The following is a 12,823-nucleotide window of genomic DNA, read 5'->3' as shown; positions in this document are numbered from 1 at the left end:
GGGCGATCAGCCCGCAAGGCCAAAGGCCGCCCGCAGCGTAAGCGAGGATCTCATAAAAAACTGTCACCCCAAACTTGATTTGGGGCCCATGCCGGACGGGGTGAGCCTGGTTCTGCTCGATGAGAATTTAAGCCCAAGCTCACGCCCTGGATGCCCGATCACCTCTGGCCTGACAGGGTGAAAATTTTCGCCCTAATAGCGCGCACCCATGGTTTGCGGGGGCAGGCTGGCGCGAATGCCATCAAGTTCCTCTGGCGTGAAATGTATGTCCAAAGCCCCTAAGTTTTCTTTCAGACGGCTCAGCTTGCGCGTGCCGGGAATGGCAGCGATATGCGGGGCCTGATGCAAGACCCAGGCGATTGCGATCTGGGCAGGGGTCGCGTTTTTCTGCGCGGCAATCTGAGTGACGAGATCAATGAAAACACGATTGGCTTCATAGGCTTCAGGGGTGAAGCGCGGGTTGATTTTGCGCCAATCATCATCGCCCATTTGATCGGGTGTTGGCAGGGCCCCGGTCAGATAACCGCGCCCCAGCGGGCTATAGGCGACAAAGGTCACGCCCAGCTCGCGGCAGGTCTCGATCAGATCGGTTTCTGGCTCGCGGCTCCACAGGGAATATTCGGTTTGCAGTGCGCAAATGGGGTGAATGGCGTGGGCTTCGCGCAGCTCTTCAGCTGTCACTTCAGAAAGCCCCAGAGCGCCGACTTTCCCAGCCTCAACCAGAGCCTTCATCGCGCCAATGCTTTCGCTGAACGGAATGGCGCGGTCGCGCCGGTGCATATAATAAAGGTCGATATGGTCCGTGCCTAAACGCTTGAGGCTCTCTTCACACGCCTGGCGAATATAGGGCGCATCATTGCGGATCACCCGCGCGGTGGGATCCTCGGTGCGCACAATCGCAAACTTGGTCGCGATTTTGAGATCCTTCCAGCGTCCTTTGAAGGCCTCGCCCAGTAACAACTCATTGGTGTGCGGGCCATACATGTCGGCGGTGTCAAAAAAAGTAACGCCCAGATCCAGCGCGCCATGAAGCGTTTCAATCGACTGGGCGTTATCGTGCGGCCCGTAAAAGTCTGACATGCCCATACATCCAAGGCCCAGGCGGGTGATGGCCATATCACTCTGGCCAAGGGGCATCAGGGGGAGGCTTATTGAGGTTTGATCACTCATCATAGATCCTTTGGCTTGCGGGTGATGAGGCAAAGCTAAGGGTGTGATCTGGGTTTTCGAAGGGGCAATCCTCCAGAAGATTTGCCTAATCCTCCATAATGATGGCCTCGGCAGGTGATTTCTTACGCAATTTATGCTCAATCATAGGCAGGCGAAGGAAGGCTGTGCCCATGCATCACGCGCTGGTCGAGTGTTTATTGACGATGATGCCCAAGCCCGGGCGTTATAAAACATCTCTGGCAGGGGTGTGCATTTCCAGGGTGGATGCGCCCATGGACCGGATGCCCGTGCTTTATCCGTGTGGATTGGTCTGCGTCATTCAGGGGGTCAAGCATGGCTATATCGGCACGCAAAGACTGGTCTATTCCCCGCAGGCTTATCTGGTGACGGCGACGCCCTTACCCTTTGAAAGCCAGATCGTCGAGGCCTCCTCGGAGCGTCCCTTCCTCTCCTTATCGCTGGATATTGACGCCCACGATATTCGCGCCCTTACCTATCAGATGGAAGCGCATGAAGTGCGCGTTGCGCACGAAGAGGCTGAGCATGATTTGGCCGGTGTTGTGCGCGCCACCCCTTTTGATCGGCGCATGCAGATGAGCGTGCTGCGTCTGGCGCAATCGCTTATATGCCCCCAAGAAGCCGCCATCCTGGGGGAAGGCTTGAAACGCGAAGTGCTCTATAATGTTTTATGCGGGCCACAGGCCGATTTGCTCATTCGTCATAGTGCAAAAGACCAGGTCAGTGGACGCTTAGCCGATTTGATCCGTCATCTGAACGATTTCCCACAGGATAAGCTCACCATTGAGGCCATGGCCGATCGCGCCGCGCTTAGCCCTTCTGCCTTCTTTGAGCATTTCAAACGCGCCACGGCCATGTCCCCCATTCAATATCAAAAACATGTGCGCTTGCATCGCGCCCATCACCTGCTGGGCAATGAGGGATGCAGTGTCGGCCAAGCCGCCGAAGCGGTGGGCTATCACAGCGCGACCCAATTCTCACGCGAGTATAGACGCCTGTTTGGCCACCCGCCAAGCCAGCTGCAAAGCGTGTGAATTGAACGTGATCAGTATAATTTATGCCTGCACGACCCCCTAGCCATGCTGGACTGTCTATGCAGTATTCAGTCTATCGGGGGTTTTTGTCTGGACATTCTTCGGGGTGTGCAGTTTCAAAAATCTCGGGTCCAGGATCGTCGTCCTGGTTGTTTTCCTCCCTTGGGGTGTCGTCAGACGGTGTCGTCGCGACACCTTCTTTTTATCTCCTTCTTGTGAACTTCGCACGCGTCATAAAGGCGTCATGGCGGCGCACTATCCCTTGGTTATCACATGGGAGAGAGAAGCATGTCTGTAATCCTAGCCTTGGCGCTCGCCAGCAGTGCTCTGCAAGGCCCAGCTTTAGATGACCAACCGATCACGGTTTTGCAAAGCGTGGGCACGCATAACAGCTATAAGTTCGCGATCTCTGCGCCTATATTGGCGGCCATGCAGGCTCAGGCGGGTGATGAGGTTTTGGCGCTGGATTACGCCCATGGCTCACTGATATCGCAATTGATGGCAGGCGCACGCCAGTTGGAAATCGACATTTTAAATGATCCCGAAGGCGGGCGGTTTTCTGACCCTCAAGGGCCCCATCTGGTTGAGGCGATGACGGGCTTGGCCGCGAGCACGATGCCGGGGCCGGGTAATGCGCGCGCGATGGCGCAGCCGGGCCTGAAAGTGCTGCATATCCCGGATCTGGATTATCGTTCCTCCTGTCCGACTTTGCGGGCGTGCTTGGAGGAGGTGAAGGCCTGGTCTGATCGTCATTCCGATCATGCGCCGATTTTGATCATGCTGAATTTCAAAACCAGCGGCGCGGACATTCCTGGGGCCACCGAAGTTCTGCCCTTTGATGAAGCCGCTTTTTCTGAATTTGATGCCACTTTGCGCGCGGTTTTGGGGCGGCGTCTGATCACCCCTGACGATGTTCGCCAGGACGGTTTAAGCCTGCGCGAGAGTGTCCTGGCGGGGGGCTGGCCCAGCGTGGCGGCAGCGCGCGGGAAATTCCTGGTTTTGATGGATGAGAATAATGCCACGATGGAGGCTTACCGCGCCAACCATCCTTCACTGGCGGGTCGGGCCGCCTTCGTCAATGCGGCCCCTGAAGAGGATGAAGCCGCGATCCTGGTGATGAATGATCCTGAGGCGCAGCTCGAGGATATTCGCGCCCGTGTCGGGGAAGGCTTTATCGTGCGCACCCGCGCGGATGCGGGAACTTGGGAAGCACGTGAAGGCGATTATACACGCTGGCACGCGGCGCTGGCCTCAGGCGCGCATTATATCTCCACCGATTATATGGTCCCGGATGCGCGCTTTGGCACCGATTATCATGTCGCCATCGCGGACAATGAGCGGGTCTATGACGCGGCGCGCTGTAATCCGGTGACCGGTGAAGCCATCTGTCGTTAACGCTGAAGGCCCCGAACAGGGTTCGGGGCCTTTTCGTTCAAACGCCTTTAAAGGGCTCATCGATGGAATGACTGGGCGGTGTAAACCAGCGCGGGCCGGTTTCGGTCATGTAGAAATGATCCTCCAACCGGACGCCAAATTCGCCATAATGGGTGATCATCGGCTCATTGGAAAAGCACATGCCCGCTTCTAAGCGCGTGGTCGTGCCACCGGTCAGATAGGGCCATTCGTGGATGTCGAGCCCAATGCCATGGCCGGTGCGATGGGGCATGCCCGGGGTTTGATAGCCCGGACCATAGCCATGGCGTTCATTGACGGCGCGCGCGGCCTTATCAACCTCTTCACACGCCACACCCAATTGCGCAGCCTCAAAGGCGGCAGCCTGGGCTTCTTTCTCGATATTCCAAAGTTCGCGCTGGCGTGCGCTCGGCTCACCAAAGACATAGGTGCGGGTAATATCAGAGGTATAGCCTTCAAACGCGCAGCCGGTATCAATCAGAACCATATCGCCGTCTTTTAGCGTGTGCTCACCCTTTGGCCCATGGGGGAAGGCCGTCCATTGCCCGAAGGCGACGATGCAGAAAGTCGAGCCATTGTCAGAGCCGACTTTGCGATGGGCCTCATCAATAAAGGCCATCACGGCGGTATTTGTGATGCCTTCATACAACATGCTGGCCGCACGCTTATGAATATCCAGGGTCAAGGTCTTGGCATGCTGCATCAAGGCCAATTCGGCAGGGGACTTGATCATCCGGCAACCGGCGGTGACGGGTGTGCCATCGTGAAGGGCAATATCGGGGGCGGCCTTGGCGATGCCATTAAAGATGAAGAAGGGGGTTTGTTCCTCAATCCCTAAAGAGTGTACGCCAAAATCCTTTAAAGTTCGGGCGATCAGGGCATAGGGACTTTCATGCTCTTGCCAGGTGCGCATCTCCCCTTCCAGCGTGATCAGCTCTTCAAGCTTGGGCGCTTCAAAATGCGGGTTGATATAGATAATGGACTGATTGCGCAGGATAAGCGCGCCGACAAAGCGCTCACTTGCATACCATTTCACCCCGGTGAAATAAGTAAGCGAGGTTCCAGCGGGCAGCAGCAGAGCATCAAGGCCATGGGCGTCCATCAAGGCGCAGGCTTTCGTGATCCGCGCTTGGCGCTCCTCCAGCGTGATCGGTTTAATCTGATCGCGGGTATTGATGAGGCCTTGTAAGGCGTCTTCGCGGGATGTGCCGCCGATACCGAGGGTCATGGCTGAAATCCTTTTTATGGCTTTTATAAAGTGTGGAAACGATGGGGGTTATAGGCGTTCATATCCAGGGCGGGCGGGCGCTCTAAAATTAGATCGCGCATGGCGCGCGCGCTGACCGCGCCCAGGGTGAGGCCCAGATGTTGATGGCCGGTAGAGATGAAAACGCGCGGATCGGCCTTCAGCCGTCCCATGGCGGGCACGAAATCAGGAAGGCTGGGGCGATAGCCCATCCAGGTCTTGGCAGAATTTGCCTCATACTGTGGAATAACCGCCGCCGCATGATATTTCAGCGCTGTCATATGCTTGGGGGTTGGTGGCGCGCTGAGCCCGCCCAACTCCGTCCCGCCGGTCATGCGCAGATCCTCACCCATGGGGGTCATCAAGATGCGGCGCTCAAAAAAACCGATAGGGCAATCGAAGGGCGCGTTAACTTTTTCCCAGTGCAGATGATAGCCGCGCTCAGTTTCTAAGGGCAGGTGCAGCCCCAAGGGGCGGGCCAGGTGATGGGACCAGGCCCCGGCACAGATCAAAGCCTTTCCGGCCCAAATATGACCTCCCGTGTGATCAATCCGAACGCCGCTATCCAAGGGCGTGATCGCCTCCACGCGGGCCTGGTGGACATGGCCACCCGCGGCGCGAAAGGCTGTTTCAAGGGCTTGGGAGACTCGATAAGGATTGGCCACATGGCCGGATTTATGGAAACGGATCCCGCCCGCCATGGCATGGCGCGCATGGGGTAAATGCTCGCGCATCTCATGCGCTTCCAGCCAATTACACGCCACGCCCAGCTCCGATAAATGGCGCTGTTCAGCGCGCCCGCGCGCGAGGGCGGCCTCGGTTTCCACCACCATATAATTGCCCTGACTGATCAGTAAGTCAGGCGCGCCGCAACGGGTGAGCAGATCGGCCCAGGCGGGTAAGCTATCAGCTTGTAAAGCAGATAACGCCTTTAAACCTTTATGATACTGGCCCTTACGACACGATAAGCCAAAGCGGATCATCCAAGGTAGGGCCGCCATCGCGTGGGCCCAGCGAAAGGAGACGGCGGCGTCCTTTTGTAACAGATAGCCCAGCAGATTTCTAAAGGTGGAGGGGCTCGCCAGCGGGTCTAATTGCTCATTGCCGATATGGCCGGCATTGCCAAAAGATGTGCCAAGACCGGGGGCCTCTTGGTCGATAATTACCACCTTTTGTCCGGCCCAGGCGAGCTCTAAAGCGTGAGTGAGCCCGATCACCCCGGCCCCGATGACGGCGATATCAAAGGTGGGGGCAGAGGAGGATGTCGCGGTCTGGGTCATGAGCGGGGCCGTATGCAAAAGAGGGCTTGCGAGGATAATTGTAGATTGTATACAAAGTGAGAGGGGCGTCGGTCAAGTCGGCGCGCCAGTGGGCCTGAAGCTGTATATCCTAAACCGGCGCTGGCGCGTCAATTGGATGGATATACGGATCGAAAGAGCCACGCTAAAAGGTTAATGTCTAGCCCCCACATCGGGGCGAGGGAGGCGAAATGACGCTTGGACACACGCATCGCGATGCACGCGGTTGGCATGGGGTCTTTCCGGCCGTGACGACGCAATTTCATGAGGGCGGGGCCTTGGATCTTGATGCAACGGCGCGCGTGATTGATGGCTTGATCCGTGATGGCGTTCATGGCCTGGTCTTATTGGGTACGGTGGGGGAAAACAATTCGCTGACGCCTGAGGAGAAGCGCGCCGTTCTGGGTGCCGGGGTTGAGGCCGCTGCGGGCCGGGTGCCCACGATTGTCGGCGTTTCCGAATTTGATGGTCCGCGCGCGCAAAGCTTTGCCAAGGATGCGCAAAAAACCGGGGTGAGTGGCCTGATGGCGCTGCCGCCCATGGTCTATATGCCCCATGATGAGGAATTGTTCAGCCATTTTGAAGGGCTTAGCGCGGCCAGTGATCTGCCGATCATGCTCTATAATAACCCGGCCGCCTATCGCATGAATATATCAACGGATATGATCGCCCGCCTGGCCCAGATTGAGACCATCGTAGCCTTGAAGGAATCCTCTGAGGATACCCGCCGCTTCACCGATCTTTATAATGCCTTGGGCGATCGTCTTATTCTGTTCGCGGGCCTGGATGATGTCGCGTTAGAGGGCTTGATGCTGGGTGCGAAGGGTTGGATCTCGGGCCTTACCAATGCGTTCCCGCAAGAATCCGTGGCGATCTATGAACTCGCCAAACGGGGCGATTATGCGCGTGCCTTAGAGATTTATCGCTGGTTCATGCCGCTGCTCCATCTCGATTTTCGCTCCGATCTTGTTCAATGCATTAAGCTCGCCGAACATGTGATGGGCCGAGGCTCAGAGCGTGTGCGTTCCCCGCGTCAGGTCTTGACGGGTGCGATCCGCGCTGAGGTTATTGCCAGGGTGGAACAGGCCGCCGCCACGCGGCCCGATCTCGATAAGCTCTTGAACACAAAAGCCGCTTAATGCGTGATTTCGCCTCGACCTTTTTCTGTGTAGATGGGCATACCTGTGGGAATCCCGTGCGTTTGGTGGCAGGCGGTGGGCCGTTTCTGGTCGGCGACACGATGAGCGCCAAGCGTCAGGATTTCATGACGCGCTATGACTGGATCCGGCGGGCTTTGATGTTTGAACCGCGCGGTCATGACATGATGTCCGGGGCGATCTTCTATCCCCCCACGACCCCCGATGGGGATGTCAGCATTCTTTATATCGAGACCAGCGGCTGCCTGCCGATGTGTGGTCATGGCACCATCGGGGCGATTACGATGGGGCTGGAGCATGGCTTGATCCGTCCGCGCCAAGCCGGTGTGGTCTTGATTGATACGCCCGCCGGTCGGGTGCGTGCTGAATATAGCGCTGAAGGCGGGCTCGTCGAAGAAGTGCGCCTTTATAATGTCGCCAGTTATCTTGATCGCGCGGGGTTAGAGGTGGATGTGCCGGGGCTGGGCCACCTTAAGCTTGATATTGCCTATGGCGGTAATTTCTATGCGATCATTGACCCGCAGCAGAATTTTGCAGGGCTGGAAAGCCTAAATGCGGGCGATATTCTGCGCCTTAGCCCATTGGTGCGTGAACTGTCGCGCCAAGCCTATACCCCTGTGCACTATGGCGATCCGACCATTCAGGGCATTTCCCACGTGATGTGGACGGGCGCTGTGCTGGATCGCGCCCATCATGGCAGAAATGCCGTCTTCTATGGCGATCGCGCCATTGACCGAAGCCCCTGTGGCACGGGCACCAGTGCGCGCATGGCCCAGCTGCACGCTTTGGGAAAGCTTGGTGTGGGCGAAGACTTCCATCATGAAAGCTATATCGGTTCGGTGTTTAAGGGCCGGGTTGAGTGTGTTGCGACCCTGGAGGGGCGCACGCTGATCCAGCCGAGCTTTGCCGGGTGGGCGCGCCAGACCGGTCTTAATACGATCCGCGTGGATGCACGCGATCCCTTCCACCATGGCTTTCAAGTCTTATAACTTTAACTCAAACGATCATCGGGAGAGGACTATGTCACACTTTGATAATTACATGGATGGGGCTTGGGTGGCCGGCACGCAGACCCAGGCCAATATCAATCCATCCAACACCGATGATGTGATCGGTCATTATGCCAGCGGCACGCGCGCAGACGCGGCCAAGGCCATTGCGGCGGCGCATGCCGCTAGCTTTGACTGGTCGCTCTCAACCCCGCAGCAACGCTTTGATGTGCTTGATTTTGTGGGCAGTGAAGTGTTGGCCCGTAAAGACGAGCTGGGTGAATTGCTCTCGCGTGAAGAAGGTAAAACCCGCCCAGAAGGCATTGGTGAGGTTGCCCGCGCGGGGCAAATCTTTAAATATTTCGCAGGCGAAGCTTTGCGTCAGGATGGCGCAAAACTCGATTCCGTACGTCCCGGCGTTGGCGTAGAAATCACCCGTGAAGCCCTGGGGGTGATTGGGATTATCACGCCATGGAATTTCCCGATAGCTATTCCAGCGTGGAAGATCGCACCGGCGCTATGCTATGGCAATGCGGTGGTGTTCAAGCCGGCCGAACTGACCCCGGCTTCGGCGTGGGCGCTGAGCGAGATCCTCTCGCGTTCTGGCCTTCCTAAGGGTGTTTTCAACCTGGTAATGGGCAAGGGGCGCGAAGTTGGTGCGGAAATCCTTGATAATGATCTCGTTGATGGCGTGAGCTTTACCGGTTCTGTCGGGACGGGCCAGCATGTCTTGAAAACCTGTTCTGCGCGCGGAGCGAAGGTGCAGCTGGAGATGGGCGGCAAAAATCCGCTGATCATTTGCGATGATGCGGATCTGGATGTTGCGGTTAATTGTGCGGTTCAAGGCGCGTTTTATTCCACGGGTCAACGCTGTACGGCGTCCTCGCGTTTGATCGTCACGCAAGCCATTGCGGAGCGCTTTATCGCCAAACTTACGCAAGCGACGGCCGCCTTGAAAGTCGGCGATGCGCTGGAGGCTTCAACGCAAATCGGGCCACTGGCCGATCAAAGCCAGCTTGATAAATCGCTTTCTTATATTGAAAAATCAAAGGCTGAAGGCGCGAAATTGGTTGCCGGGGGAACGGTTGTTTCTGCAAACACACCGGGCTTTTATCTCCAGCCTGCGCTCTTTGATCACACCACGCGCGAGATGGCCATCAATCGCGAGGAGATCTTTGGTCCTGTCGCCAGTATCATCCGTGTTGCAGACTATGCTGCGGCCTTGGATGAGGCCAATTCCACCGAATTTGGCTTGTCGGCTGGGATCTGTACGACCTCGCTCAAAACCGCCACGCATTTCAAACGCCATGCCAAGGCCGGGATGGTGATGGTCAATCTGCCGACCGCGGGGGTCGATTATCACGTCCCGTTCGGGGGGCGTAAATCATCAAGCTATGGTCCGCGCGAGCAGGGCGCATATGCACGAGAATTTTACACGGTCGTTAAAACAGCGTACCAAACGGCGTAAGTGAAGGTGCTAACCATGCAAAGTTGAGGGATCATGCTGCAAGGACGGACCCTGGCCGCGGGCCTAAGTGCTGCAATTCGCAATGATATTTTGACCGGCTTTTACAAGGCCGGTGATCCCTTACGCCAAGAACAGCTCGCTGAACGCTATCAGGTCAGCCGTATTCCGGTGCGCGAAGCGCTGTTGCAATTGGAATCCCAAGGCCTGGTCGCGGTGATGCCGCACCGTGGCTTTGTCGTGCGCGCGATGAGCGCGGTGGAGCTGAAAGACATCTACCATATCCGTATGGTGATTGAGCCTGATCTGGTGGCGGATGCGACCCGCTCACCGGCGGCGCAAAAACTGTTCATCGAGGCCAAAAAGGTGCTCGATGACTCCCTCAAAGCCATGGCTGATAAGGGCCCCAGTGATGAGTATTCGGCCCTGCATCAGCGCTTCCATGGCCTGTTGATCGAAGGCTCTAACCGGGTGCGCTCCATCGAAGTGGTCAAGCGCATGCACACTTTGTGTGAACGCTATATTCGCCTGCACCTTTCGCTCCATCAAGGCCGCCCGAATGAGGAGCATAATAAGATCATTGAGGCGTGTCTGGCCGGTGATGCCGAGGCCGCGCGCCACCATGTGCTGACCCATCTCGAATGCACGATGAATGATCTATTGGAAGAGCTGGACACTGATCCGGTTGAGGATGCGCGCGAATAGGGGCTTAGGCCGATTGACCCGCGACCCAGCCTGATGACCAGGCCCATTGGAAATTATAGCCGCCCAGCCAGCCGGTCACATCGACGACTTCCCCGATGAAATATAACCCCGGCACGGTTTTGGCCATCATGGTCTGACTGTCCAGGGCGCGGGTGTCGACCCCGCCTAAAGTCACTTCAGCGGTGCGATAGCCTTCAGAGCCTGCGGGTGTCACGCTCCACTCTTGCAGGCGCGCGCAAACCTGGCGCAGGCGCTTGTCGGAGTAATCTGCGAGATTTTTAAGCTCTTGAAACTCTTCGCCGATGGCTTGGGCCAAGCGTTTGGGAAGCAAAGTGGCGAGCGCGGTAGAAAGCGCTTGGCGACCGTTGATCTGGCGCTGAGCTTTTAAAGCTTCGAAGATGTCGACCCCCGGCAGGAGGCAGAGGCGCACGCTGTCGCCCTCACGCCAGAAAGATGAGATTTGCAAGATGACGGGGCCGGACAGGCCGCGATGGGTAAACAGCAGTGCCTCATCAAAGCGGGTTTTGCCATGGCTGGCGCGCGCAGGCAGGCTGACCCCGGCCAGGGCTTGAAACGCCTCCAAGCGTTCGCCTTCGAAGGTCAGGGGCACGAGCGCTGGTCGTGTCTCCACAAGGGGGATGTCAAACTGGCGTGCGATCTCATAGCCAAAGCCGGTGGCCCCCATTTTGGGGATGGATTTACCGCCTGTGGCAATAATCAGGCTGGTACAGGTTTTGGCAAAATCTGGGGTGACTATGCGAAAACCGCCATCGCTGATAGGTTCAATCCGCGTGATCGAGGTCTCCAAGCGCAGCTCGGCCTTTGCGGCCCGCATCTCGGTGAGCAGCAGCGCGATAATATCCTTGGCGGAGTGATCGCAGAAGAGCTGACCTAAGGTTTTCTCATGAAAATCAATCCGGTGGCGGCGCACCAATGCGATGAAATCCTGAGCGCTATAGCGTTTGAGCGAGGATTTACAAAAATGCGGGTTTTGCGAGATGAAATTATTCGGCCCGGCATGGATATTGGTGAAATTACACCGCCCACCCCCGGAAATGCGGATTTTTTCTGCGGGGGCTTTGGCGTGATCGAGCACCAGGACTTTGCGCGCGCGCTTGCCCGCTTCGATGGCGGCCATCAATCCGGCCGCCCCGGCCCCAATAATGATGACATCATAATCCATGCTTGTACTCGCGCGCGGGTGAAGGGGATGAAGGGGGCTGGGTGTATACCGAAGTCGAAACAATAGCCAGGGAAGGGGTGTGACGCCTTTATGGGCGTACAGTCGCTAACCCCTTATTAACCATAGCGCTTAAGATAAAAGTAATCTTTGGCTTGCCAGGCGAATACTCCTCATGCTTTTAATCACGAAGAACCGCTTATCTGGGGGACAGATAGGGGGGTGGCATGCCCATGCGCTAGGTCTGGGGGCTGGGGTCTGGGTGACGGGGGTTATATGCGTGATGTTGTGAAATGCGCCAAAGGGTTATGCCTGGGGCTGAGCCTGGCGTTGGCGCTGGTGGCGGGCGCGGCTGCGCAGGACGAGCCTCGGCCTGAACGCGATCCAGTCACTGTGGGCGTGTTCGGCGATTCCCTGGCCGATGGCTTATGGGCGGGGCTTTACTGGCATCTGCGCAATGATCCCAATATCGCTGAGGTCTTACAGCTCTCTGAAGTCTCAACAGGCATTACCAATTACACCTATGTCGATGTCGCCGATAAAACGCGCGATCAATTGGCTGAACATCATATCGACATCGCGATTTTTATGTTCGGGGCCAATGACATGCAAGGCATCGCCGAAGATGGAGCGGTGTATAATTTCCGCTCCGCCGGCTGGCAGGAGATTTATGCCGCGCGCATTGATGAGCTGACGACAATGCTGCGCGAACACGGTGCACAGATCGCCTGGGTCGGCCTGCCGCGTATGCGCTCTGATCGTTATGATAATAATACGATATTCCTCAATGGGATTTTTCAATCGCGCGCAGAGACGTTTAATTATCCCTTCTTGGAAATCCGTAGCGCCACCATGGCCGAAGACGGCAGTTATAATGCTTATCTGCCCGATGGTGCCGGTACGCCGCGCCTGATCCGCGCCGATGATGGTATCCATTTTACTTTGCGCGGTTATCGGCTGATGTCGGCGGGGGTTGCCGATTGGGTCAGTGATCAGGCCGAGGCTTTGCGCTATCTTCCCCTAGAACGCCCCGCGCCCGTGCCCGCCGATTTGGCTGCGCTCAATGATGCGCTATCCGTCGTGATTGATGGCCAGGCCTATATGTGCCGCGCGGTGAGCGCCGACACCGCGCAAGGGACGCCTTAAGC

General features: G+C 57.1%; 12 protein-coding genes. 8 read left to right on the top strand and 4 right to left on the bottom strand.

Annotation, left to right across the window (positions count from 1 at the left end; translation table 11 throughout):
• The coding region (locus H151_RS17735) for a hypothetical protein (RefSeq protein WP_233354486.1) at window positions 1-181 on the top strand (181 nt) is incomplete at its 5' end.
• A gap of 11 nt (window positions 182-192) precedes the next feature.
• Here H151_RS17735 and H151_RS0102940 read toward each other — a convergent pair.
• Window positions 193-1,170, bottom strand: coding sequence for an aldo/keto reductase (locus tag H151_RS0102940; protein WP_019960135.1), 978 nt, complete (start codon window positions 1,168-1,170; stop codon window positions 193-195).
• A gap of 170 nt (window positions 1,171-1,340) precedes the next feature.
• On the opposite strand from H151_RS0102940, the gene H151_RS15300 reads away from it, so the two are divergent.
• Window positions 1,341-2,222: an AraC family transcriptional regulator gene (locus H151_RS15300; RefSeq protein ID WP_019960134.1), complete on the top strand. Its 882-nt coding sequence runs from the start codon at window positions 1,341-1,343 to the stop codon at window positions 2,220-2,222.
• Window positions 2,223-2,510: 288 nt separating this feature from the next.
• On the top strand, window positions 2,511-3,617 hold the full coding sequence (locus tag H151_RS0102925) for a Ca2+-dependent phosphoinositide-specific phospholipase C (RefSeq protein ID WP_019960133.1): 1,107 nt from the start codon (window positions 2,511-2,513) through the stop codon (window positions 3,615-3,617).
• Window positions 3,618-3,654: 37 nt separating this feature from the next.
• Here H151_RS0102925 and H151_RS0102920 read toward each other — a convergent pair whose 3' ends face one another.
• Both H151_RS0102920 and H151_RS0102915 read right to left on the bottom strand, forming a co-directional pair.
• On the bottom strand, window positions 3,655-4,863 hold the full coding sequence (locus H151_RS0102920; RefSeq protein ID WP_019960132.1) for a M24 family metallopeptidase: 1,209 nt from the start codon (window positions 4,861-4,863) through the stop codon (window positions 3,655-3,657).
• A gap of 23 nt (window positions 4,864-4,886) precedes the next feature.
• Complete coding sequence (locus tag H151_RS0102915; RefSeq protein WP_019960131.1) at window positions 4,887-6,161, bottom strand: NAD(P)/FAD-dependent oxidoreductase; 1,275 nt, start codon at window positions 6,159-6,161, stop codon at window positions 4,887-4,889.
• A 209-nt stretch (window positions 6,162-6,370) separates the two neighbouring features.
• Here H151_RS0102915 and H151_RS0102910 point away from each other — a divergent pair, with 209 nt between their 5' ends.
• The 4 genes from H151_RS0102910 to H151_RS15295 are packed head-to-tail and all read left to right on the top strand — an operon-like array spanning window position 6,371 to window position 10,495.
• The gene (locus H151_RS0102910) at window positions 6,371-7,318 is read left to right on the top strand and encodes a dihydrodipicolinate synthase family protein (RefSeq protein ID WP_019960130.1); all 948 of its coding nucleotides are present in this window, start codon (window positions 6,371-6,373) and stop codon (window positions 7,316-7,318) included.
• Window positions 7,318-8,325 carry a 4-hydroxyproline epimerase gene (locus H151_RS0102905; RefSeq protein ID WP_019960129.1) on the top strand — a complete coding sequence of 336 codons (1,008 nt, stop codon included), beginning with the start codon at window positions 7,318-7,320 and terminating at the stop codon, window positions 8,323-8,325. Before H151_RS0102910 ends, H151_RS0102905 begins: the two co-directional genes overlap by 1 nt.
• Before the next feature lie 31 nt (window positions 8,326-8,356).
• Complete coding sequence (locus tag H151_RS0102900; RefSeq protein ID WP_019960128.1) at window positions 8,357-9,793, top strand: aldehyde dehydrogenase family protein; 1,437 nt, start codon at window positions 8,357-8,359, stop codon at window positions 9,791-9,793.
• Window positions 9,794-9,826: 33 nt separating this feature from the next.
• A complete protein-coding gene (locus tag H151_RS15295; RefSeq protein ID WP_019960127.1) occupies window positions 9,827-10,495 on the top strand; it encodes a GntR family transcriptional regulator in 669 nt (222 codons plus the stop codon).
• 4 nt (window positions 10,496-10,499) lie between these two features.
• Here the strand turns inward: H151_RS15295 and H151_RS0102890 are convergent, their stop codons facing one another.
• Window positions 10,500-11,678, bottom strand: coding sequence for a BaiN/RdsA family NAD(P)/FAD-dependent oxidoreductase (locus H151_RS0102890; protein ID WP_019960126.1), 1,179 nt, complete (start codon window positions 11,676-11,678; stop codon window positions 10,500-10,502).
• Window positions 11,679-11,951: 273 nt separating this feature from the next.
• Between H151_RS0102890 and H151_RS15290 the strand changes: the two genes are divergently transcribed.
• Window positions 11,952-12,821 (top strand): SGNH/GDSL hydrolase family protein, encoded by an 870-nt coding sequence (locus tag H151_RS15290; protein ID WP_019960125.1) that lies wholly within the window; start codon window positions 11,952-11,954, stop codon window positions 12,819-12,821.
• Window positions 12,822-12,823: the final 2 nt, after the last annotated feature.

This window comes from Woodsholea maritima DSM 17123 (genome assembly GCF_000382325.1).
Lineage (GTDB): Bacteria > Pseudomonadota > Alphaproteobacteria > Caulobacterales > Maricaulaceae > Woodsholea > Woodsholea maritima.
The sequence above is the reverse complement of the archived record's forward strand: the minus strand, read 5'-3'. Positions and strand labels throughout refer to the sequence as shown.